Source organism: Nonomuraea sp. B19D2 (assembly GCF_040137845.1).
Classification (GTDB): domain Bacteria; phylum Actinomycetota; class Actinomycetes; order Streptosporangiales; family Streptosporangiaceae; genus Nonomuraea.
This window is the reverse complement of sequence record NZ_JBEFAK010000005.1, coordinates 246,914-269,534: the sequence shown is the minus strand read 5'-3', so window position 1 is coordinate 269,534 and position 22,621 is coordinate 246,914. Positions and strand designations below refer to the sequence as shown.

The 22,621-nt window shown below is 71.7% G+C and carries 17 protein-coding genes; 13 read left to right on the top strand and 4 right to left on the bottom strand.

Annotated elements, in window-relative coordinates:
- Positions 1-255: 255 nt before the first annotated feature.
- Genes ABN273_RS12510 through ABN273_RS12490 form a run of 5 tightly spaced genes read left to right on the top strand, consistent with a single transcriptional unit; the run spans position 256 to position 6,523 of the window.
- Complete coding sequence (locus tag ABN273_RS12510) at positions 256-1,779, top strand: hypothetical protein (protein ID WP_349448891.1); 1,524 nt, start codon at positions 256-258, stop codon at positions 1,777-1,779.
- Positions 1,745-3,484 (top strand): ABC transporter ATP-binding protein, encoded by a 1,740-nt coding sequence (locus ABN273_RS12505; protein WP_349448890.1) that lies wholly within the window; start codon positions 1,745-1,747, stop codon positions 3,482-3,484. Before ABN273_RS12510 ends, ABN273_RS12505 begins: the two co-directional genes overlap by 35 nt.
- Positions 3,481-5,247 (top strand): ABC transporter ATP-binding protein, encoded by a 1,767-nt coding sequence (locus ABN273_RS12500; protein ID WP_349448889.1) that lies wholly within the window; start codon positions 3,481-3,483, stop codon positions 5,245-5,247. Before ABN273_RS12505 ends, ABN273_RS12500 begins: the two co-directional genes overlap by 4 nt.
- A 56-nt stretch (positions 5,248-5,303) precedes the next feature.
- A complete protein-coding gene (locus ABN273_RS12495) occupies positions 5,304-6,143 on the top strand; it encodes an NAD-dependent protein deacetylase (protein WP_349448888.1) in 840 nt (279 codons plus the stop codon).
- A 5-nt stretch (positions 6,144-6,148) separates the two neighbouring features.
- Positions 6,149-6,523 (top strand): YchJ family protein, encoded by a 375-nt coding sequence (locus ABN273_RS12490; protein WP_349448887.1) that lies wholly within the window; start codon positions 6,149-6,151, stop codon positions 6,521-6,523.
- 19 nt (positions 6,524-6,542) lie between these two features.
- On the opposite strand, the gene ABN273_RS12485 is transcribed toward ABN273_RS12490, so the two are convergent.
- Positions 6,543-7,370: an SAM-dependent methyltransferase gene (locus ABN273_RS12485; RefSeq protein ID WP_349448886.1), complete on the bottom strand. Its 828-nt coding sequence runs from the start codon at positions 7,368-7,370 to the stop codon at positions 6,543-6,545.
- Between the two features lie 296 nt (positions 7,371-7,666).
- On the opposite strand from ABN273_RS12485, the gene ABN273_RS12480 reads away from it, so the two are divergent.
- Positions 7,667-8,686, top strand: coding sequence for a hypothetical protein (locus ABN273_RS12480; RefSeq protein WP_349448885.1), 1,020 nt, complete (start codon positions 7,667-7,669; stop codon positions 8,684-8,686).
- A 51-nt stretch (positions 8,687-8,737) separates the two neighbouring features.
- Here ABN273_RS12480 and ABN273_RS12475 read toward each other — a convergent pair whose 3' ends face one another.
- Positions 8,738-10,741: a beta-galactosidase gene (locus ABN273_RS12475; protein ID WP_349448884.1), complete on the bottom strand. Its 2,004-nt coding sequence runs from the start codon at positions 10,739-10,741 to the stop codon at positions 8,738-8,740.
- Positions 10,742-10,917: 176 nt separating this feature from the next.
- Here ABN273_RS12475 and ABN273_RS12470 point away from each other — a divergent pair, with 176 nt between their 5' ends.
- From ABN273_RS12470 to ABN273_RS12445, 6 genes are all read left to right on the top strand, one after another.
- A complete protein-coding gene (locus ABN273_RS12470) occupies positions 10,918-12,234 on the top strand; it encodes an ABC transporter substrate-binding protein (protein ID WP_349448883.1) in 1,317 nt (438 codons plus the stop codon).
- A complete protein-coding gene (locus ABN273_RS12465) occupies positions 12,231-13,115 on the top strand; it encodes a carbohydrate ABC transporter permease (protein WP_349448882.1) in 885 nt (294 codons plus the stop codon). The genes ABN273_RS12470 and ABN273_RS12465 overlap by 4 nt, the downstream gene beginning before the upstream one ends.
- Positions 13,115-13,972 (top strand): carbohydrate ABC transporter permease, encoded by an 858-nt coding sequence (locus tag ABN273_RS12460; RefSeq protein ID WP_349448881.1) that lies wholly within the window; start codon positions 13,115-13,117, stop codon positions 13,970-13,972. Before ABN273_RS12465 ends, ABN273_RS12460 begins: the two co-directional genes overlap by 1 nt.
- Positions 13,969-14,964: a LacI family DNA-binding transcriptional regulator gene (locus ABN273_RS12455; protein ID WP_349448880.1), complete on the top strand. Its 996-nt coding sequence runs from the start codon at positions 13,969-13,971 to the stop codon at positions 14,962-14,964. The genes ABN273_RS12460 and ABN273_RS12455 overlap by 4 nt, the downstream gene beginning before the upstream one ends.
- Positions 14,965-14,976: 12 nt before the next feature.
- A complete protein-coding gene (locus tag ABN273_RS12450) occupies positions 14,977-15,627 on the top strand; it encodes a nitroreductase family protein (RefSeq protein WP_349448879.1) in 651 nt (216 codons plus the stop codon).
- A 95-nt stretch (positions 15,628-15,722) separates the two neighbouring features.
- On the top strand, positions 15,723-16,553 hold the full coding sequence (locus ABN273_RS12445; RefSeq protein WP_349448878.1) for an SAM-dependent methyltransferase: 831 nt from the start codon (positions 15,723-15,725) through the stop codon (positions 16,551-16,553).
- On the opposite strand, the gene ABN273_RS12440 is transcribed toward ABN273_RS12445, so the two are convergent.
- A complete protein-coding gene (locus tag ABN273_RS12440) occupies positions 16,550-17,935 on the bottom strand; it encodes a GH1 family beta-glucosidase (protein ID WP_349448877.1) in 1,386 nt (461 codons plus the stop codon). The genes ABN273_RS12445 and ABN273_RS12440 overlap by 4 nt on opposite strands.
- Before the next feature lie 551 nt (positions 17,936-18,486).
- Between ABN273_RS12440 and ABN273_RS12435 the strand changes: the two genes are divergently transcribed.
- Complete coding sequence (locus ABN273_RS12435; protein ID WP_349448876.1) at positions 18,487-20,484, top strand: zinc ribbon domain-containing protein; 1,998 nt, start codon at positions 18,487-18,489, stop codon at positions 20,482-20,484.
- 119 nt (positions 20,485-20,603) lie between these two features.
- On the opposite strand, the gene ABN273_RS12430 is transcribed toward ABN273_RS12435, so the two are convergent.
- Complete coding sequence (locus ABN273_RS12430) at positions 20,604-22,601, bottom strand: beta-galactosidase (RefSeq protein ID WP_349448875.1); 1,998 nt, start codon at positions 22,599-22,601, stop codon at positions 20,604-20,606.
- Positions 22,602-22,621: the final 20 nt, after the last annotated feature.

The following is a 22,621-nucleotide window of genomic DNA, read 5'->3' as shown; positions in this document are numbered from 1 at the left end:
CGGGAGTGGCCGGGAGGAATCGTGAGGGGACGGCTGCATGGGCTCTGTACAGGGACGATAGCGGGATGAACGCAGACGGCATGCCATCCTGTCTGTTATGGCGGGATTTGCTGGCGTTGGCCGTTGATTTCGGAATTGGCGTTCTTTTTATTTCTCATCTCAATTTCATTGACAAGCAAAAAAGATCTTGTAAGCATTTGAAGTCAGAGCGTGCTGCGCGTTAATTCCATTATCCGTGCCGGGGGAGTGCCGCTGATGGAGCTGATCGTCGTACCGCCGCTCACCGACTTCACCACCGAGGTCGTTCCACCTTCCGGGGCCGAGGTGCTCGACCTCAACGAACGGATCGTCGAACGCCTCGCCGACCCGTCCCGTCTCACGGCCGCCGCGCAGCGGCTCGACGGCGGGCCGCTCGCCGCGCTGCTCGAGCTGACGGCGGCGGCCGTCCTGGAGCGCAAGGCGTTCGACGACGCACATCTCAGAGCGGTGGGCACGGCGCTGCGGCTGGCCGTCGACCCCGCCGTCCGGCTCGGCATCGACGACCTGGAGCTGGCCGAGGGGAGCATGCAGAGCAGCAGGGACGTGCTCAGGGCGGCCGGGCGGTGTGAGCTGTTCCGTCCCGAGCTCGAGCTGGCCATGGACGCGGCCAGGGGGCGGCGGGCGCACGTCGTGGTGGACGGCCTCCGGCAGCTTCCCGCGGCGTTCGCGCTGGTGGGCGCCTTGGGGGCGGCACGGGTGACGTTGTGCGGGCGGTTGGTGGCCGAGCAGGGCGCGGCGCTGCGGCGCGTGCCCGAGCTGGCCGGGGCCGAGCTGCTGGCCTGGTCGCCGGATCGGGTCATCCGCCCCCTGTGGTACGACGCCGCGCCGATCGAGCGCGTGCGCCCGCGGCATTGCCACGACACCGCGCCGGCCGAGCGGGTGCGCCCGCGGCATTGCCCGGATGCCGCGCCCGCCGAGCAGGCGCGCTTGTGCGACGCCCCGGACACCCAGCCGGGGAAGCGTGTGCGCTGGGTGACCGGGGCGTGCCCCCCTCCCGCGAGCGGGCCGTGGGCCGGCCGGCTGGACGCGGCAGGGGCGGCCGCGTTCTCCCGGGACGCGCTGGCCCGCTGCCGCGGCCTGACGATCATCGTGACGCGGATCGACTTCCTGGCCGCCGTGACCGGGCTGAATGGCATGACCGTCGACCTGCGGCGGCTGCTGGCCGGAATCCCGCCCGGCGTGCCGGTGACGTGCGAGCTGGTGCTCGGCGCGCCGGGCATGGACGCGGGCGTCGTCGGAGAGTCCGTGGAGCTGCTGGCGGAGGGCGCGGGCGGGGTCCGGCTCGCCGGGCTGCGGCCGTACCGGATGGCGATCCGCTCGGCGTGGGCCGGGCAGAGCGTGCGCTTCCCGCCGGACGCCCGGAACGACCTGGCCAGGTGGATCGAGTTCGACGCGCCGGACACCATGCGGGCGTACGAGGTCACGGCCATGATCAGGGAATGGCTGCGGCGGCTCCCGGGGCTGCCGGCCGGCCGGCTCGCCGCGTGCTCCGTCGCCGGCCCGGGGGCCGCTCCCGACTGCGCGCCCGCGGACCCCATGACGCAGACCGGGCCGCCCGCCGGAGCCCGAAAATCGTTTGCCCCGGCCCGCGACGCGCTGGTGTACTCCCTGCAGCAGCCCATCGATGAAGGAGGCCCCGCCATGCGGTCAGCGCTCATGTCCACCCAGCGCAAAGACACCTCCTACCCAAAGGGCATGACGCTTCTTGAGACCGTTCGACCAGGGGATTCCACCGCATAGCACCTCCGTCCTGCGCCTGCTGCGCCCGGGACACCGCCCCGCCGCCGCGCTCGTCGCGGCCATCGCCGCCGCGACCGCCCTGCCGCTGGCGGCGCCCCAGATCACCCGCCGCTTCGTCGACGACGCCATCGCCGGAGCGAGCACCAGACACCTGACCCTGATCGCCCTCGGCTACCTCGCGCTCGCCGTCGCGGGCCAGGCCGCCAGGATGGTCACCGCGTGGCTGGCCAGCCGCCTCGCCTGGGACGGCACCAACCGCCTGCGCGAGCGCCTCGCGCAGCACGCGCTCGGCCTGGACATGGCCTTCCACGGCCGGCACACGCCCGGCGAGATGATCGAGCGCGTGGACGGCGACGTGGTGGCCGTGGCCGACTTCGTCGTCGCGTTCCTCATGGACGTCGTGGCCAGCGTGCTGCTCCTGGCCGGGGTGCTGGTCGTCGTGTTCGGCGTCGACTGGCGCATCGGCTGCGCGCTGCTGGCGTACTGCCTGCTCATCGGGTTCGGGATGGCCCGCGCGCAGCGGCTGGCCGTGCCCGCCGCGGCCCGGTCGCGAGCGGCGAGCGCCAGGCTGTTCGGCATGCTCGAGGAGCGGCTGGCCGGCGCCGAGGACATCAGGGCCAACGGCGCCGGCGAGCACACCGTGCGCCGCTTCCACCAGGTCAGCGCCGCCCTCTTCCGCGCCGAGGTCAAGGACGCGCGCGTCGGGACCACGCTGCTGGCCGGCACGTCGGTGGCGTTCGCGGCAGGCACCGCGATCATGCTCGGCCTCGCCGCCTGGACCCTGAAGTCGGGCACGCTCACGATCGGCACCGCCGTGCTGATCTTCCAGTACACGCTGATGGTACGGACGCCGTTCGAGCGGCTCATCGACCAGATCAGGCAGTACCAGGCGGCGCTGGCCGGCTTCGCCCGCATCGGCGGCCTGCTGGCCGAGCGGCGCACGCTGCCCGGGGGCACCCGCCCGCTGCCGGAGAGAGGCCCGCTCGGCCTGAGCCTGGACGGCGTCGGCTTCGCCTATCCGGACGACGACGAGCAGGTGCTGTCCGGCGTCACCCTCACGCTGGCCCCCGGCGAGACGCTCGGAGTGGTGGGGCGCACGGGGAGCGGCAAGACCACCCTCGCCCGCCTGGTGCTGCGCCTGTACGACCCGGCCGAGGGCGTCGTGCGGGCCGGCGGGCTGGACCTGCGCGAGGCGGACCCCGCGTCACTCAGGCGGCGGATCTGCGCGGTCACCCAGGACGTGCAGCTCTTCGCCGCGAGCCTGCGGGACAACCTGACGCTCTTCCGGCCATCGCCGGGAGACGACGTGCTGCGCGAGGTGCTCCACGGCGTCGGGCTCGGCGACTGGCTGGCCACGCTGCCCGACGGGCTCGACACCCGCTTGACGAGCGTGTCGGCGGGCGAGGCGCAGCTCATCGCGTTCGCCCGCGCGTTCCTGGCCGACCCCGGGCTCGTCGTGCTGGACGAGGCGTCCAGCAGGCTCGACCCGGCCACCGAACGCCGCATCGAGGGGAGCATCGACCGCCTGCTCCGGGGCAGGACCGGCATGATCATCGCGCACCGCCTGTCCTCGCTCTCGCGCGTGGACAAGATCGCCGTACTCGACCGAGGCAAGGTCATCGAGTACGGCCGCCGCGCCGACCTCGCCGCCGACCCGGGCAGCAGGTTCGGGCACCTGCTCGACCTGGCGGGGGTGAGCCGGTGAAGCCGGTGATGCTGGTGGCCACCCGGCTGGCCACGTTCGACTTCCGCCGTTACCTCGTCGGCGCCCTGCTGTGGCTGCCGGTCCACGTCATCCCGCTCGCGGGCGGGCTCGTCCTGCAACGGATCTTCGACGGGCTCCACGGCGACCTCGGCTGGGCGCTGTGGTTGTGCGCGGCGTTCGTGGGCGTGGAGGTCGCACGGGGGCTGATGATCGTCATCGCGTGGACGTACGGCGTCTACTGGTGGGCCGCCGCGGCCACCCTCCTGCGGGCCAACGTGCTGCGCTCCCTCCTCACCTCGCGCGGCCCGGCCGCGGCGCGGCTGCCGCATTCGTCCGGCGAGTCGCTCGCCCGGCTGCGGGACGACGTGGCCGACGCGGTCGACTTCACCGACGAGAGCGTCAGCCTGGCCGGCACGACGCTCTTCGCCGCCGCCGCGCTGGCGATCATGGCCTATGTCGATCCCGTGATCACGCTGGTGCTGGTCCTGCCGATGGTCGCGATCGGCGTGCTGAGCCGGGTCATGCGGCAGGCCATCGCGCGGCTGCACCTGCGGGCCAGGACGCTCGGCGCGGCCGTCACGGCGTACGTGGGCGAGATCTTCGGCGGCGTGCTCGCGATCAAGACCGCCGGAGCGGAGGCGGCCGCGCTGGAGCGGCTGCGCGAGCACAACCGGCGGCGGCGCGCCGCCGCCGTCAAGGACCGCCTGGCCACCGACCTGCTGGACGCCGCCACGGGCACCACCGTGGAGCTCAGCATCGGGCTCGTGCTGCTGCTGGCCGCGCCCGCGATGCGCGGCGGCGAGTTCACGGTGGGCGATCTCGCGCTGTTCACCAGCTACATCGGCTGGCTGACGGCGCTGCCCCGGACGATCGGCACGGTTCTCTACCGCTTGCCCCAGGCCGCGGTCGCCACGGAGCGGCTCACCCGGCTCATGGCGCCGCACGAGAGCTCCGGCGACCTGTCCCGGGGCGCGGACGTCTGGCTGCGCGGCGACCCGCCGGCCGTCTCCCGTGTGCCGCGGCACGAGGACCCGCTGCGGGTTCTGGAAGTGCGCGGGCTGAGCGCGCGCGGAGTGCGGGGAATCGACCTGCGTGTCGAGCGCGGCTCGTTCACGGTCGTCACCGGCGCGGTCGGGTCGGGCAAGACCACTCTGGTACGCGCCCTGCTCGGCCTGATCCCGCTGGACGAGGGCACGATCTCGTGGAACGGCACGCCCATCGGCGATCCGGGCACGTTCCTCGTCCCGAGCCGGGCGGCGTACGCGAGCCAGGTCCCGAGGCTGTTCTCCGAGACCCTGCGGGAGAACCTGCTGCTCGGCCGGCCCGCGACCGACGGCGACATCGGGCGGGCGCTGGAACGTGCGGCGTTCGAGCCGGACCTGGCCGCGATGCCCGACGGGCTCGACACGGTGGTCGGGCCGCGCGGCGTGCGGCTGTCCGGCGGCCAGGTGCAGCGGGCCACCGCGGCCCGCGCGCTGGTACGCGACCCGGACCTGCTCGTCGTGGACGACCTGTCGTCCGCGCTCGACGTCGAGACCGAGCGGCTCCTGTGGGACAGGATCGCCGGTCACGGCACCCTGCTCGTCGTCTCCCACCGGCAGGCCGCGCTGGAGCGCGCCGACCAGATCGTCGTCCTGGACCGCGGTCGGGTCGCCGGGCGCGGCCGGCTCGACGAGCTGCTGGAGAGCTGCCCCGAGATGCGGCGGCTGTGGAGCGCGGAACGGATCGCCGAGGCCGAGGAGCGGACGGGCGGCCAGCTGTAGCGGGCCGCGCGGGCACGGCTGGGCCGGGGAACGGGCAGGTTCCTAGATCGGGCACCATGGAACCTGTGACAGTGACACGACTGGCCGAGCTGGTCTCAGGGGGAGGCGTGGCCGTGCTCAGCGGGGCAGGCCTGTCCACCGAGTCCGGCATCCCCGACTACCGGGGGCCGACCGGCCGGGCCCGGCGCGCGGAGCCGATGACGTACCAGCGCTTCGTCGGCAGCGCGCAGGCCCGGCAGCGATACTGGGCGCGCAGCCACGTCGGCTGGCGGCAGATCGGCCAGGCCCGGCCCAACGCCGGCCACCGGGCCGTGGCCGAGCTGGAGCGGCGTGGGCTGATCGCCGGCATCGTCACCCAGAACGTCGACGGCCTGCACCAGGCGGCCGGGGCCCGGCGGGTGATCGAGCTGCACGGCGGGCTCGACCGGGTCGTCTGCCTGTCGTGCCGGGAGCGCACGCCCCGCGCCGAGCTGGAGCGGCGGCTGCGCGCGGCCAACCCCGGCTGGGACGCCAGCGGCCGGATCAACCCCGACGGCGACGCCGTGCTCACCGACGCGCAGGTCGCCGGGTTCAAGCTGGTCGACTGCGCGGCGTGCGGCGGGCTGCTCAAACCCGACGTGGTCTTCTTCGGCGAGAACGTCCCCCGCCCCCGCGTGGACGAATGCTTCGCCGTGGTGGCGGGGGCGCGGACGCTGCTGGTGCTGGGGTCGTCTTTGACGGTCAAGTCGGGGCTGCGGTTCGTCACCAAGGCCGCCGCGCTCGGCATCCCGATCGCCATCGTCAATCAGGGCCCGACCGGTGGCGACGCCGACGCCTGCCTCACCCTGGACGCCCCGCTCGGCCCGACGCTGACCGACCTCACCGCGCGGCTCACCGGCCGGCTCGCGGCACAATAGGGCGCATGCCTCGTACATGTCCGTGCGGCCTGCCCGCCTCCTACCAGGACTGCTGCGGCAGGCTCCACCGGGGCGCGGCGGCCGCCGCCACCGCCGAGCAGCTCATGCGGTCGAGGTTCAGCGCGTTCGGGGTGGGCGACGCGGCCTACCTGCTGCGGACCTGGCACCCCGCCGCGCGGCCCGCCTCTGTCGACCTCGACAGGAAGGTGCGGTGGGTACGCCTGGAGGTGCTGGAGACGACCGGCGGCAGCGTCGTGCACACCGAGGGCACGGTCCGCTTCCGCGCCCACTACGTCGACCGCGGGCGCCCCGGCGAGCTGGAGGAGAACAGCCGTTTCGTGCGTTTCGAGGGGCGCTGGGTGTACTCGGGCGCGGTCTGACTTCCCCGGTCGCCTGCCGTCACGTCTTGCGGGCGACGCCGCCGAGCACGGTGTGATGGGCGAGGCCGGGCTTGGCGCGGTCGCCGGAGTCCGGCCGCCATTCCGGCAGCGGCACCAGGCCCGGCTCCAGCAGCTCCAGGCCGTCGAAACACGCGAGGATCTCCGCACGCGTGCGCCACCGGCCCGTCCCGAGGCTCTCGTGGAAGAGCTTCTCGGCCGCGTACGCCTGGCCGGACGCCTCAGGATGATCCGCGGGATTGTGGAAGTGGGAGACGGCCAGGTGACTGCCGGCTGGCAGGCGTGCCATCAGGCGGGCCACCATCCCGGCCGGGTCCTCGTGGTCGGCCAGGTGGTGCAGGACGCCGAGCATCAGCAGCCCGACGGGCTCGCCGAGGTCGATGAGGCGCCTGGTCTCCGGATCGTCGATGATCGCGTCCGGGTCCCTGGCGTCGCCCTCGACGATCGCGGTGCGGTCGTCCACGGCCAGCAGCGCGCGGCCGTGGACCAGCACGATCGGGTCGTGGTCGACGTAGACGACCCGGGAGCCGGGGGCGGCGGACCGGGCGACCTCGTGCACGTTGTCCTGTGCGGGCAGGCCCACGCCGATGTCCAGGAACTGCCTGACGCCCGCCTCCGCCGCCAGGAACCGGACCACCCGGGTGCGGAACTCCCTGTTCGCCAGCGCCGCCTCCGGGGCGTCGGGCATGATCTCAAGCACGCGCAGCGCCAGCCGGCGGTCCGCCTCGTAGTTGTCCTTGCCGCCGAGCATGAAGCCGTAGACGCGGGAGGTGCTGGGTCTGGAGGTGTCGACTTCCCGGGGCGCACGCTTCTGCCGGCGGTCGGCCATGGGCGGCTCCTTCGGGTACGCACTGTGCCGCTGAGGTGGCTGACAGCGATCATACTGAGCGGCTGATCAGATTTCCTCATTAGTCGTAAATTTCGGTCAGGAAATTCTGTCAAGGCAGCGCCCGGCGAACCGGGCCGGACACCAAGGAAAGGACAAGATCCATTCCGGTTGGCGTCTGGGAAGGGGTGTCGTCCTCCCCCGGGGTGATCTCGGGCGCTACTCGTGTGCCTATGCAAATATTGCGCTCACGGCACTCGGCGGTAGCCGCTACCGCTCTGCCGTTCATGCTCATGTCCGTGGCACTGGCGACGCCCGCCGCTGCCGCGCCCACCGAGCCACCCCCGGAGGCGATCGCCTTCACCCAGGTGTACGGGCTCGGGTTCGTGCAGCAGCAGACGATCAGCGGCGCTCGTTCCTCCGGCGACCGTACCTGGGCTCAGGTCAGCCCCTGCCCGAGCCGCGACTCCCTGCTGCTGAACGGGTTCGCGCTCATGAAGGTGGAGGGGTGTGGCGAAGTCTTCGGGCAGACGTCCGGCGCCTACACCGGCTACGGCATGTACGACACGGACGCCGGTTACCCGACGGGAAGCGCGTGCAGCTCCGAAGTCCTGTGCGCCTCCCCGTCGGTCCAGTCGGCCCCGGACCCGGCCCTGGAGCCCGCATCCGCTGCCGGATGTGACCTCTCCAGCACGGCCGGCGCGTGCGGCGCGTGCGACATGTGCGCGCCCGTCGACTCGCCCGCCGTGGACGACGAGCTCGCCACCCAGACGAGCAGCGTCGCGGTCGAGCCCGCAGCGCCGGCAATCGACATGGAACCGGCCAAGTCCGCGATCCCGGCCAAGCCGGTCGTGGCGGTCAAGCCGATCGCCCCGGTCAAGCCGATCGCCCCGGTCAAGCCGATCGTCCCGGCCAAGCCGATCGCGCCGGTCAAGCCGGCCATTCCGGCGGAGCCGGTCGCGCCGGTCAAGCCGGTCGTCTCCGACGAGCACTGCGTGCCGTCGGTCACTTCGGGCGAAGTCAAGTCGGCGGGCACGCCGGCCAAGCCTGCCGTCCCGGCCAAGCCTGTTGCGCCGGCGAAGCCTGTCGTGCTGGTCAAGCCGGCCGTGCCTGTCGCGGCGGTCAAGCCCGCCGCGCCGGCCCAGACGGTCGTGCTGACGAAGACCTCCACGTCGAAGCCGTCGACCGTGTCGGCGAAGCCCAGGACGGCGGAGACCAAGATCAGCACGAAGGTCAACCGCGAGAAGCCGACGGTCGCGCGGTCCGCTGGGCACCGCCCGGCGTGCGCGGTCCGGCGGGCCAACCATCACTCCTGCTGAGCACGGGCGGAAATCTTGAGCGGCCGGGGCATCGCCCCGGCCGCTCGTTTTTCACCGAGGCTCTGCCGCGATGACCGTGACCGCGCCGGGCGCGACGGTGACCGGCCCCTCGTGTCGTACGCCGTCGAACACGCTCGTCCCGCTCACCCCCTCGACCGTCACGGGCTCGTCGCCGTGGTTGATCAGGAAGACGTGATCGCCCCGGCGTACCAGCTCGAGGGTGTTGGGCAGGCCGCGGGGCCGGGACACGTTCGCGTGGTCGAGCACCTGCCCGAGCAGCTCGCGCAGGCTGGTGCCCGACCCCTCCACCGGGGCGGTGGCGAGGTACCAGGCGGTGCCCGCGCCGAGGTCGTGGCGGGTGAAGGCGGGGTGCCCCGCGTCGGGTCCCGTGGCGAAGTCGCGTACGGCGACCGCGCCGGCCGGGCGGACCCGCTCGGACCAGACGCGGGCCGTGCCACCGCCGTCGCCGCCGGTCAGCGCCACCGTCTCGTGCTCGCGCAGCGGATGGAACTCCTCGATCGACAGGCCCAGCAGCTCGCGCAGCGCGCCGGGGTGGGCGCCCGGGTGGATGGTGTCGTACTCGTCCACGATGCCGGAGAAGTACGACACGAGCAGCGTGCCGCCCGCCTCCACGTACCGGTGGAGGTTCTTGGCGGACGCCTCGGTCAGCAGGTACGAGCTGGGCGCCACCACCACCCGATATCCCGAAATATCGGCGGAAGGGTGGACGAAGTCCACCGTCACGTGCTCCCGCCACAGCGCCTCATAAAAGGCGTCCACCCGTTCCCTGAACGTCAGATCGACCGAGGGCCGCCAGTCCAGCTCCAGCGCCCAGTACGACTCCCAGTCCCAGACCACCGCGACCTCGGCCCGCACCCGGCTCCCCTGGAGATCGGCGAGCTTGCGCAGGTCGGCGCCCAACCGGACCACCTCGCGCCACTGCTCGGAGCCGGTCCCCGCGTGCGGCACCATCCCCGAGTGGAACTTCTCGGCCCCGAAGCGCGAGGCCCTGAACTGGAAGAACAGCACGCTGTCGGAGCCGCGGGCCACGTGCGCGAGGCTGTTGCGGCGCATCTCGCCGGGCCGTTTGGCGATGTTGCGCGGCTGCCAGTTCACCGCGCCCGCCGAGTGCTCCATGAGCATCCACGGCGCGCCGCCCGCCACCGAGCGGGCGAGATCGGCGGACATGGCCAGGTCGATGTGGTTGTCCGGCCGCTCGGCCTTCAGGTAGTGGTCGTTGGCGATCACGTCCAGCTCGCGGGCCCACTGCCACAGGTCGGCGGACTTGCAGTTCACGGTGCCCGCGAAGTTCGTGGTCACGGGGATGCCGGGGGTGAGCTCGCGCAGGATGTCGCGCTGGAGCGCGTAGTGCTCGCGGTGCTGGCCGTCGCTGAAGCGGGCGTAGTCGAGGCGCTGGGCCGGGTTGACGACGGTGTGGTTGAAGCGGGGCGCGTCGATCTCCGCCCAGTCGGTGTAGGTCTGGCCCCAGAACGTGGCGCCCCAGGCGTCGTTCAATGCTGAAATATCGCGATATCGGGTGCGGAGCCATTCGCGCCAGGCCGCCACGCTGTGTTCGCAGTAGCACTCGCCGAGCGGCGCCCCGTACTCGTTGTGCACGTGCCACATGACCACGGCCGGATGCCCGCGGTAGTGCTCGCCCAGCGCCCGCACCAGCCGCGCGGTCGCCTCGCGGAAGGCCGGGGCGCTGGAGCAGGCGCTCTGCCTGCCGCCGAACCCGATCCGCGTCCCCTCCCTGGTCACCGGCAGCGCGTCGGGATGTCTCCGGATGAACCACGCGGGCGGGGCCGCGGTCGGCGTGGCCAGGTCCACCGCGACCCCGGCCGCGTGCAGCCGGTCCACGATCTCGTCCAGCCAGCCGAACTCGTAGCGCCCCTCCGCGGGCTCCATCAGCGCCCAGGAGAACATGCCCAGGCTGACCAGGTTCACCCCGGCCTCACGCATCAGGGCCACGTCCTCCTCGAGGACCTCGCGTGGCCACTGCTCCGGGTTGTAGTCGCCGCCAAAGGCGATACCGGCAGGACGCTCCGGGTACATCCATCCCCCTTGAAGAAGCTCTGTGAACGTGCACAGTAGCGTGCACCCGGCATCCACCGGAAGCCGCCCCTGACCTCGCCCGATAGGTGCTGGTTAACGAGAACATAACGCCCCTTGACGGGCGTTTCGCAGGTGTTTCAGTCTGTGCACGTTCACAGAACCTTCTGGAGGTACGCATGCGCGCCAACCGCCTTGGAGCTGCCCTGGCCGTCGTCCTGACGGCCACCCTCGCGAGCTGCGGGTCCGGCGAACCCGCCAACAGCACCGAGGCGGCGCAGAGCCCCACGGCCGCCGCGAAAGGACCGGTCAAGCTGACGTACTGGACCTGGGCCCCCAACATGGACAAGATCGCCGCGGTCTGGAACCAGGCGCACCCGGACATCCAGGTCACGGTCAGCAAGCAGGCGGGCGGTGACGACGCCTCGGCCAAGTTCCTCACCGCGGCCAAGGCGGGCAACCCGCCGGACCTGGTGCAGGCCGAGTACCAGCACCTCCCCTCGTTCGTCGCCGCCGACGCGGTGGCCGACCTCAAGGCCGAGACCGCCTCGGTCAAGGGCGAGTTCTCCCAGGGCCTGTGGAGCCTGGTCACGCTGGGCACGGAGGGCGTGTACGGGATCCCGCAGGACAGCGGCCCGATGATGCTCTTCTACCGCAAGGACCTGTTCGACAAGCACGGCCTGGCGGTCCCCAAGACCTGGCAGGAGTACGCCGACGCCGCGCGCGCCCTGCGCAAGAAGGACCAGAAGGCCTACCTCGGCACGTTCTCCAGCAAGGATCCGGGAGCGTTCACGGGCCTGGCGCAGCAGGCCGGGGCGCAGTGGTGGTCGATCAGCGGCGAGTCGTGGAAGGTCAACGTCGCCGACGAGCCCACCAGGAAGGTCGCCGACTACTGGGGCGGCCTGGTCAAGGAGGGCGTCATCGACGACATGCCGTTCTTCACCCCGGAGTGGAACAAGGCGCTCAACGACGGCAAGCTGCTGACCTGGCCGTCGGCGGTCTGGGCGCCGGGCGTGCTGGCGACCAACGCGCCCAAGGCCAAGGGCAAGTGGGCCGTCGCCCCGCTCCCGCAGTGGAACGCGGGCGAGAGCTTCAGCGGCTTCTGGGGTGGCTCGTCCACGGCCGTGTCCGCCAAGACACCCAACAAGGCCGCCGCCGTGCAGTTCGCCACCTGGCTCAACACCGACCCCGCGGCCCTGGATCTGCTGGTCAAGGAGGCCGCGATCTACCCGGCCGCCACCAAGGCCCAGTCGTCGCTCGGCCAGGCGCCCGACTACTTCGCCAACCAGCCCGACTTCTGGCAGCAGGCCGCCGCCGTCTCCGCCGTCGCGCGCGGCTTCACCTTCGGTCCGAACATCGGCGTGACGTACAACGCCTTCAAGGACAACTTCGACAAGGCCGTGCAGAACAAGACGTCGTTCTCCGACGCGGTGCAGGCCATGCAGGACGCCACGGTCGCCGACATGCGTAAGTCCGGCTTCCAGATCGCCTCATGAAGCAGTCCGAGAGGGGGGCGTGGCCGTACCTGTTCCTGACCCCCGCGATCGTGCTGTTCACGGTCTTCCTGGCCGTGCCCATCGGATACACGGTCTGGCTGGCGATGCGGCGGACCAAGGTGTCCGGGCTCGGGCTGGGCAGGGGCGCGCGGAAAGAGGTCTTCGTCGGCTTCGACAACTTCTCCGCCGCCCTGTCCGACCCGGAGCTGTGGAACGGGTGGCTGCGTGTGCTCGGCTACGGCGTGCTGGTGCTGGTCGTGATGCTCGGGCTGGCGCTGCTGTTCGCACTGCTGCTGGACTCGGCGCGGGTGCGGCTGGCCAGGTTCTCGCGAATCGCGATCTTCCTGCCGTACGCGGTGCCGGGCGTGGCCGCCACGCTGCTGTGGGGCTTCCTCTACCTGCCCTCGCTCAGCCCCATCAGGGACGTCCTGGACATCGACTTCCTCGGGGCGAGCACCGTCACGTACTCCATGGCGAACGTGGCGGTGTGGGGCGGCGTCGGCTTCAACATGCTCGTGCTCTACACGACGCTCAGAGCCATCCCGCGCGACCTGTACGAGGCCGCGCGGCTGGACGGCGCCTCCGAACTCCAGATCGCGGTACGCGTGAAGATCCCGATCCTGACCCCGGCGATCATCCTCACCACCGTGTTCTCGATCATCGCGACGGTCCAGGTGTTCACCGAGCCCACCACGCTGCGGCCGCTGAGCAACACGATCAGCTCCACGTGGAGCCCGCTCATGAAGGTCTACCGCGACGCGTTCGTCACCGGCGACCTGTACTCGGCCGCCGCCACCTCGATCGTCATCGCGGCGATCTCGCTCGTCCTGTCGTTCGGGTTCCTGCGCGTGGTCCGCAACCGCGCCTTCGGGGAGGGTTGATGGCCACCGCACACCGCAGGCCGGTCGCGCGCACGCCGTGGGGAGTGGCGCCGACCGGGCTGCTCCTGCTCGGCGCGATCTACTGCCTGTTCCCGGTGCTCTGGGTGTTCATCGCGGCGACCAAGTCGCCGGGTGAGCTGTTCAGCACCTCGACGCTCGCCTTCGGCACCGGCTTCCTCGACAACGTGACCCAGCTGTTCGCCTACCGGGACGGGGTGTTCTGGTTGTGGGCGGCCAACACGCTGATCTACGCGGGCGGCGGCGCGCTGCTGTCGACCGCGGTCTCGGCGATCTCGGGGTACGCGCTGGCGAAGTTCCGCTTCCCCGGCCGCAACCTGATCTTCAACCTGCTCATCGGCGGCATCCTCGTGCCGGCCGTGGTGCTGGCGATCCCGCAGTACCTGCTCTTCACCAAGGTCGGGCTGGCCGACACCTACTGGGCCGTCCTGCTGCCGCAGATCCTGCACCCGTACAGCATCTATCTGGCCCGCATCTACGCCACCGCGGCCATCCCCGACTCGCTGCTGGAGGCGGGGCGGATCGACGGGGCGAGCGAGTGGCGGCTGATGTACCGGGTGGCGGTGCCGCTGATGGTGCCCGGCATGGTGACGATCTTCCTGTTCCAGTTCGTGGCCATCTGGAACAACTTCCTGCTGCCGTTCATCATGCTCGGCGACGACGGCAAGTTCCCCCTCACGGTCGGCCTCTTCACGCTGCTGCAGTCCGGGGCCAACCAGCCCGCCCTCTACAACCTGATCCTCACCGGAGCGTTCCTGTCGCTCGTTCCCTTGATCGCGCTCTTCCTCACCATGCAGCGATACTGGAAGACCGATCTTTCCTCCGGAGCTGTGAAATGAAGCGCCCCACGATCCACGACGTCGCCGCCGCCGCGGGCGTGTCCCGCGGCACGGTGTCCCGGCTCCTCAACGGCGACAAGTACGTCAGCCCAGCGGCGCGCGTGGCCATCGAGCGGGCCATCTCCGAGACCGGCTACGTGGTCAACCGGGCCGCCCGCAGCCTCGTCACCCAGCGCACGGGCTCGGTCGTGATGGTGCTGTCGGAGCCGCACGAGAAGCTGTTCGAGGACCCCAACTACAGCACGACCATCCGGGTCGCCATCAGGATGCTGGCCGAGCGGGACATGTCGCTGGTGATGATGCTGGCGGGCGACGAGGGCGACCGCGAGCGCGTGGTCCGTTACGTCCGCGGCGGACACGCCGACGGAGTGCTGCTGATGTCGACGCACGCCGGCGACCCGTTCATCGACGCCCTGCAGTCGGGACCGCCCGCGGTCTCCTGCGGCGCGGTCATCGGCCGCGAGAGCGTCATCCCGTACGCCGCCGCCGACGAGCGCCTGGGCGGCCGCCAGATGACCGAGTACTTCGTCGGCCAGGGCCGCAGGCGCATCGCCATGATCACCGGACCGATGGACACGCCCGGCGGCATCCAGCGCCTCGAGGGCTTCGCCGACGTGCTGGGCCGCAAGGCGACCAAGAAGCTGATCGCGCACGGGGACTGGACGCAGGCCAGCGGCGAGCGCGCGATGTCGGAGCTGCTGGCCCGCACGCCGGACATCGACGCCGTCTTCGTGGCCTCGGACCTGATGGCCGCCGGCGCCCTGGCCGCCCTGCGCGCCGCGGGGCGCAGGGTGCCGGAGGACGTGGCGGTGGGCGGCTTCGACGACTCGTCGGTGGCCCTCTCGACGCACCCGCCGCTGACCACGATCCGCCAGCCGCTGGCGGAGGTGGCGCAGGCGACGGTACGCCTGCTGCTGACGCTCATCGACGGCGCGGAGCACGTGGACCCGGTGATACTGCCCACGGAGCTGGTGATCCGCGCATCCGCCTGATCTCATGGCCCTATGGCGATCAACGAACTGAGCCCGGACGAGCTGCTCACCACCACCCGCAGCGTGCGCAAGCGCCTCGACCTCACCCGCCCCGTCTCCATGGACCTGGTGCGCGAGTGCCTGGCGGTCGCCCTCCAGGCGCCCACCGGCGGCAACCGGCAGGGCTGGCACTGGCTCGTGGTCACCGACCCCGAGCTGCGCGGGGCGATCGGCGACTACTACGGCCGCTCGCTGCGGACCTACTACGAGTCCGGCGCCTCCGCCGCATCGCTGTTCCAGGACGACGAGGTCAGGGCGGCGCAGCAGCAGCGGGTCTCGGAGAGCTCCGCCTACCTGGGCGAGCACATGGGCGACGTGCCGGTGCTGGTGATCGGCTGCATCACGCTGCCGGGCGGCGGGCTGCCGGAAGGCAGTCAGGCCGGTCTGTGGGGGTCGTTGCTGCCCGCCGCCTGGAGCTACATGCTCGCCGCCCGGGCTCGCGGGCTCGGCACGGCGTGGACGACGCTGCACCTGGCGTACGAGAGCGAGATCGCCGAGCTGCTCGGCATCCCGGATGACGTCCGCCAGGGCGTGCTCATCCCGACCGCCCACTACCTCGGCGAGACGTTCAAGCCCGCGCGGCGGCAACCGCTCGACGAGGTGCTGCACGTTGATCGCTGGTAGGCGCACAGCGCGTATCCCGCATGATGAAATGTCCGTGTAAATCGGGGATGCCGAATGAGGATCATGGGCCTATTCACCTGACCGAGGAGCCGACAGTGCCCCAGAGCGAGCAGGAGCGCGCGCCTCGCGGGATCGACACGACCAAGCCCAGTGTCTCCCGCGTCTACGACTACATGCTCGGCGGCAAGGACAACTACGAGATCGACCGCCAGGTGGCCGCGGCCGCGCTGAAGATCGCGCCCGACGCGCCCGAGGCGGCCAGGGCCAACCGGGAGTTCCTGCGGCGCACGGTCCACCACCTGACGGCGGAGGCGGGCATCCGCCAGTTCCTGGACATCGGCTCCGGCCTGCCGACGCAGGGCAACGTGCACGAGATCGCCCAGGCGGTCGCCCCGCAGTCGAGGGTCGTCTACGTGGACCACGACCCGATCGTGCTCGTGCACGGCCGTGCCCTGTTAGCCGTGGACGCGTCCACCACGATCGTCGAGGCCGACGCCCGCGAGCCGGAGAAGATCCTCGACGACCGGAAGACGCGCTCCCTGATCGACTTCGACAAGCCGGTCGGGCTGCTGATGTTCGGGATCCTGCACCACCTGGCCGACGACGAGGATCCGGCCGGCATCCTGGCCAGGCTCGTGGCGCCGCTCGCCGCGGGCAGCCACGTGGCGATCTCACACTTCCACAATCCCGGCGACGCCCACCCCGAGGTGTCGGAGCAGGCGTACGAGGCGGAGAGGATCTTCAACGAGCACCTCGGCACCGGCCGGTGGCGCACCCGCAAGGAGATCCTCTCCTACTTCGACGGCCTCGAACTGCTGGAGCCCGGCCTGGTGCCGCTGCCCGAGTGGCGCCCGGGCCGGGACGACCGCGCCACGCCGGGCATCACGTACCACACCTTCGTAGGGGGCGTGGGCCGTAAACCCTAGCCGGGCAGCTTGCCGGAGGCGACCACGTCGCGGTACCAGTGGGCGCTGTCCTTCCAGGTGCGCTCGAGCGTGTCCGGCTCCACGCGGATGATGCCGAACCGCTTGGCGTACCCGTGCGCCCACTCGAAGTTGTCCATGAGCGACCAGAGGAAGTAGCCGCGCACGTCCACCCCGGCCGAGATCGCCTCGGCCACGGCGGTCAGGTGCCGGCGCAGGTAGTCGACGCGCCGCTCGTCGTGGACCCGCCCGTCGGGCGTCACGACGTCGGCGAACGCGGCGCCGTTCTCGGTGATCATGGTGGGCATGGCGGGGTAGTCGCGGTGCAGCCGCAGGAGCAGCTCGGTCAGGCCGGTCTCGTCGATGTTCCAGCCCATCTCGGTGTACGGCCCCGGCTGCTGGACGAACTCGACGTCCTCGCACGCGATCCACGGTGACGCGGCCCCGTCCTGGTGCCCGTCGGCGGTCGCCCGGTCGGAGGAGCCGTCCCACTGGCGTACCAGCGTGGGGTTGTAGTAGTTGACCCCCAGCACGTCCAGCGGCTGGCCCGCGGTGGCCGCGTCGCCGTCGCGCACGAACGACCAGTCGGTCACCGACGCGGTGTCGGCGATGAGGTCGCGCGGGTAGGCGCCCTCGAGCATGGGGCCAAGGAAGGCCCGGTTGGCCACCGCGTCCACGCGCCGCACCGCGTCGGCGTCCTGCTCGGACACGCCGCGCACATGGTGCAGGTTGAGCGTGACCGACATCTGGGCGGTCGGGGCGGCGACCGCGCGCAGGGCCTGGACGGCCAGGCCGTGACCGAGGTTCAGGTGGTGCACGGCGGCCAGCGCGGCGGCGGGCTCGGTCCGGCCGGGGGCGTGCACGCCGGAGGCGTAGCCGAGGTAGGCCGAGCACCACGGCTCGTTCAGGGTGATCCAGGTGCGGACGCGGTCGCCGATCGTCTCGCCCATGAGGGCCGCGTACTCGGCGAAGCGGTAGGCGGTGTCGCGGTTGGGCCAGCCGCCCGCGTCCTCCAGCTCCTGCGGCAGGTCCCAGTGGTAGAGGGTGGCGACGGGGGCGATCCCGCGGGCGAGCAGCCCGTCCACCAGCCGCTCGTAGAAGTCCAGCCCCGGCCGGTTGGCCCTGCCGTTCGGGCGGACGCGCGGCCAGGAGACGGAGAACCGGTACGCGCCCACGCCCAGGGCGGCCAGGATGTCCAGGTCCTCCTCCAGCCGGTGGTAGTGGTCGCAGGCCACGTCGCCGGTGTCGCCGCCCGCCACCAGTCCCGGTGTGTGGGAGAAGGTGTCCCAGATCGACGGGCCGCGGCCGTCCTCGTTCCAGGCGCCCTCCACCTGGTAGGCGGCGGTGGCGGTGCCCCACAGGAAGTTCTCGGGGAAGGTGGGCATGGTGCTCCTTATATAACAGGTCCTTTTTACAGGTCCCTACAGGTGATCTCGATGTCGTCGCCCGCGGCGGTCTCTGTCGCAGTCGTGGTCTCGGTCGCCTGCGGTTCTCCGAAGAGCCGCAGGGTATGAACTGTTCTTCATGTTCGCTATGGAAACCTAAGCGCCTGCCCTGTTCTCGTAGTAGCGCTCTTGGGATTGGCGGCGAAGGTCACTCCCTGGGCGGGATCGTTCTTCTCGGACCCGTATGCGTTGGCGAGGCGTCCGCTGACCGGGTTGTCCCGTGACGCCGCCGAGCCTTCACGCGCACGACGCAACGGGCAGTGGCTGGTTCTGCCCAGGCGAGGCAGGGGGGCGGCGGCGCGCATCATATCGTTCATATGTTCTACCGATCAGGGTCAATCGCTGGTAGTGTAACGGTCACCGACAGTGAAAGCCGGAGCGGGGGTGTGGGCGTGCCGGTCGTCGAGCGTGGCCAGGCGTGGCCACGGCGCTCGGTCCCCGGCAACGGCGCGTCGGCTTGGGCGCGCCCCGCAACTGGGGCCGGTGCATGCATGAGCAGGCTCACCGCGACGGCGACCTGCACCGCTCATGGCGCGATCGTGGAGCAGACCGGTCAGGTCGTCCCGCAGCCGCTGTTGGTGCAGCGGGTGGCCTGGCTGACCGGCCTGGCCCAGGACCTGACCGCCCGCCTACTGGATGCCCGGTGGAGCGCGGCGGATCTGGATGCGCTGGCGTGCGGGGTGGGGCTGGATGGGCGGGCGTTGCCGGCAAAGGGCTGGATGGCGCTACGGAGGCTGGGCTGGGGCGTGGCCCCGGCGCCGGGCGTGCATGTGTGTGATCGGGTGGCGCGCTGCGCCCAGGAGCAGGCCGCCCGCCTGTTGCGGCTGGCGCTGCACCGCCGTGATCTGGTGGCGGCGATCGTGGCGACCTGGCCGTGCGGCCCGCATAGACGGACCGAGGCCGAATGGGCGGCGTTGCGGGCGGTGCTGCCGGACGGGGTGAGCGCGGCGGAGATCCGCAACCGCACGCGGCAGATCCGCGCCTACCGCGACACCCACGACGGCGCGCTGCCAGCGGATCTCATGCACCTGGAGGAGCCTCCGGCGTGTGCGGCGCAGATCGTGCTGGCCGCGGCCGACCGGCAACTGGCCACCCTGGAGCGCAGCGGTGAGCGCGGCGCCCGGCTGCGGGTGAAGCTGCCCCTGACTGCGTCCCCTGTCTCCGCCAAGGACTGGGCCTGGCATGTGCTGCCAGTCGCTCTCCCACCGACCGTCCCGCCGGAGGCGAAACTGTGCTCCCCCACCCTTCGGGTGCTCGAGAGGCGGGTGCGGGTCGATCTGCCGTTCCAGACTCCGATCGGTTTCGTGCCCGCTACCGGCCACCGGATCGGGTGCGGCTTCGACTGGGGGCTGAACACCCTGCTCACCGGCGCCATCGGACATCTGACAGGCGAGGGCCGGGTCGTCTCGGATGGGTGGCCTCTGGTCTACGACGCGAGCGGCATCTCGGCCAAGCTGCACCGGCTGCGGGACGAGCGCGAGCACCTGGCCGCCAAGCACCAGCATTTGGAACGGCTGCTGGCCGGTATCACGCCCGCCGATGCCCGCGTCGCCGAACTGGCCGCGGCGTGTGAGGTCATCGGGGTGGAGCATGAGCGGGTGTGCGCCCGCATCCGGCGCTTGAACAAGGCGCTGGCCTGGTCGGCGGCCCGCTGGGCACTCGACCAGGCCCTCGCCGCCGGGGCGACGGTCATCTATCTGGAGGACCTGGCCACTTTGGAAGCGCGCGGGCGGCGGGGACGGGCGAACGCGCGGCTGTCGGGGCAGGTGCGCGGGCAGATCGCCGAGGCGATCCGACATCTGGCGGCCAAGCACGCCGTCGCCGTGGTCACCGTCCCGGCCCGCGGCACCTCCCGCTATTGCCCCCGCTGCGGCCAGGGCACCTCCATCCTCCAGCATTGCCCGGCTCCCGACCGGCGCACCGAGCAGGGCTGGGCGTGGGCCTGGTGCCCGACCTGCGGCCTGTCGTGTGATCGGGACTGGGCCGCAGCCGAACGCATTCTTGCCCGCGGCCTGCTTGGCCAGAACGCCACCCGCACCGACCGCACCACCGGCGCCCGCACCATCCGGCAGGTGGTGGAGGGCAACGTGGCCCGCGCCCGCCGCCCTCGTAAGGCGACCCGAGCCGCCCGCCGCGCCCGCCGTACCCGAACTGACCTGCACCCCCGCCCCCAGGCGCGAGACCGCGCCAAGAACCGGCCCACCCCGAAACGACCCACCCGCACCCCGAAGAACACGTTGACGACCTCCAGCCGTGTGCCCGACCGGCGCGCGGTGCCCGCCCCCTCCTCTACCGGGAGTGGACAGCGTCCGGCGGGCCAAGCACCCCAGACGACCCGCCCACCAGCGGGACGCACAGGGCTTGCACGTGATCCTCAACACCGGACCGGCTTCCACCGCGTCGCGGCCACCCCCGTACTCCCCCTGGGAGCGTACGCAGACGGCCCGCCACGGCCACGCCCGCCCGATTTGCCAGAAATACTCAGGTAAACACAGAGAATCGCAGACGCTGTCGAACCCGTGCCGCCCGGGCCCGAGCATGTACTGGGTGTCCAGGTGGTCGCAGCCCTGGTCCCCGGGACGCAGCCGCCAGTAGCCGTCCTTGAACTTCATGCCGCTCCTTGCACGAGGGCCGCCACGGCCTGCGATGCCAGCGTGATGTGACTGTCCACGGCGGATCCGGTCAGCAGGTCCCGCGCCGCGTGGGGGAGCGGCACCCGCACCGTCTCCGTGCCGTGGTTGAGCAGGAACAGGACGTCGCCGCGGCGTACCGCCTCGACACCGCGCGGCAGCTCCGGCAGCACCCCGCGCACGCCCGCGTCGGCCAGCACGCGTTCGGCCAGCTCACCGAGCGCGTCGGGCTCGGGCATCGTGGCGACGTACCAGGCGACGCCCTCCCCTGCGCGGTGCCGCAGCACCGCGGGGCCGCCCTCGGCGAACCTGGCCACCGTTTCCGCGCCCTCCGGGTTGATCAGCTCGGTCCAGGTGTGCGCGGCGAACTCCGCCCCGTCGGCCCACCGGCAGCGCACGGGGCCGTCCACGTGTTCGTCTATTGGCCGCCACTCCTCGCCGGACGCGCCGAGCACCTCGCGCAGTGGCGCGGGAAACCGTCCGGTACGCACGTGCGCCCGCGGGTCCACGATCCCCGAGAACGGGCCTACGACCAGGACCCCGCCGCCGCGGACGTAGGCGGTCAAGGACGCGGCGTCCGCGTCGCCGATCAGGAAGAGATTCGGGACCACGACCAGGGCGTAGCCGCCGAGCTCGGCGGACGGTGGCACCAGGTCCACGCTCACCCCGCGTTCCCAGAACGGCAGGTAGTAGCAGAAGAGCTGGTCGGTCGCGTTGAGCCGGTCGCTCGGCCGGCCGCGCTCCTCCAGCGCCCACCAGCTCGGCCAGTCGAACACCATCGCCACCCGCGCCGGCACCGGCTCTCCGGCCACCTCGCTCAGCTCGCGCAGCTCGCGGCCGTGCGCGCGGACCTCGGCGTGCAGGCGGGTGTCCGGGCCCTCGTGCGGGACCATCGCGGAATGGAAGCGCTCGGCGCCGAACCGGGAGGCCCGCCACTGGAAGTAGCACAGCCCGTCCGCGCCCCGGGCGACCGCCTGCAGCGACTCCAGCCTGAGCCGGCCGGGCGGCTTGGGCGGATTGTGCGGGCGCCAGTTGACCGCGCTCGCGGACTGCTCCATCAGCAGCCACGGCCTGCCCTTCGCGAGTCCGCGCATGAGGTCATGGGTGAGCGCGGTACGGGCGGGCACGAGCGGGTCGGCCGGGTCGGGGTAGTGGTCGTTGGAGACGATGTCCTCCTCCTGAGCCCACGACCAGTAGTCGACCGGTTTGAAGAGGCCCATGAAGTTGGTGGTGATCGGGATGTCCGGGGTCCGCTCGCGCAGGACGTCGCGCTCCGCGCGGAAGTGGGCGAGCAGGGCGTCGGAGCAGAAGCGCCAGAAGTCCAGCTGCTGCGACGGGTTGACGATGTAGGGGGCGCGGCGTGGGGTGACGATCTCGGCCCAGTCGCTGTAGTGCTGGCTCCAGAACGTGGTGCCCCATGCCTCGTTGAGCGCGTCCAGGTCGCCGTAGCGCTCCTTCAGCCAGGCGCGGAACGCCTTGGCGGACTCGTCGCAGTGGCAGACCTGGCCGTACTCGTTGCCCACGTGCCACAGGGCGAGGGCCGGGTGGCCCGCGTACCGCTCGGCCAGGTCCTCGACCAGGGCCAGCGCGCGCTCCCGGTAGACGGGCGACGACGGGCAGAACTGGTTGCGGGAGCCGTACCAGAGGCGATGCCCCGACTCGTCCACCGGCAGCGTCTCCGGCCAGCGGTGCCCCAGCCACGGAGGCGGAGAGGCGGTGGGCGTGGCCAGGTCCACCGCGATCCCGGCCGCGCCGAGCAGGTCGAGCACCCGGTCCAGCCAGGCGAAGTCCCGCTTCCCCGGCTCGGGCTCGAGCCGCGCCCAGCTGAAGACGCCGACCGTGACGAGGTTGACCCCGGCGGCGCTCATTAACTCGACGTCTTCTGCCCACACGTGCTCCGGCCACTGCTCGGGGTTGTAGTCGCCGCCGAACAGCAGGCCGCGCCCGGCGGTGAGCGTGTGCATGCCGAGTGTCACGATCTGACTCCTTCGCGGTT

Coding starts and splice junctions, on each gene's coding strand:
- ABN273_RS12460 (WP_349448881.1), top strand. CDS start 13,115: ATGGCCACCGCACACCGCAGGCCGGTCGCGCGCACGCCGTGGGGAGTG.
- ABN273_RS12435 (WP_349448876.1), top strand. CDS start 18,487: ATGAGCAGGCTCACCGCGACGGCGACCTGCACCGCTCATGGCGCGATC.
- ABN273_RS12490 (WP_349448887.1), top strand. CDS start 6,149: ATGCCTCGTACATGTCCGTGCGGCCTGCCCGCCTCCTACCAGGACTGC.
- ABN273_RS12510 (WP_349448891.1), top strand. CDS start 256: ATGGAGCTGATCGTCGTACCGCCGCTCACCGACTTCACCACCGAGGTC.
- ABN273_RS12455 (WP_349448880.1), top strand. CDS start 13,969: ATGAAGCGCCCCACGATCCACGACGTCGCCGCCGCCGCGGGCGTGTCC.
- ABN273_RS12450 (WP_349448879.1), top strand. CDS start 14,977: ATGGCGATCAACGAACTGAGCCCGGACGAGCTGCTCACCACCACCCGC.
- ABN273_RS12485 (WP_349448886.1), bottom strand. CDS start 7,370: ATGGCCGACCGCCGGCAGAAGCGTGCGCCCCGGGAAGTCGACACCTCC.
- ABN273_RS12495 (WP_349448888.1), top strand. CDS start 5,304: ATGGAACCTGTGACAGTGACACGACTGGCCGAGCTGGTCTCAGGGGGA.
- ABN273_RS12440 (WP_349448877.1), bottom strand. CDS start 17,935: ATGCCCACCTTCCCCGAGAACTTCCTGTGGGGCACCGCCACCGCCGCC.
- ABN273_RS12470 (WP_349448883.1), top strand. CDS start 10,918: ATGCGCGCCAACCGCCTTGGAGCTGCCCTGGCCGTCGTCCTGACGGCC.
- ABN273_RS12475 (WP_349448884.1), bottom strand. CDS start 10,741: ATGTACCCGGAGCGTCCTGCCGGTATCGCCTTTGGCGGCGACTACAAC.
- ABN273_RS12465 (WP_349448882.1), top strand. CDS start 12,231: ATGAAGCAGTCCGAGAGGGGGGCGTGGCCGTACCTGTTCCTGACCCCC.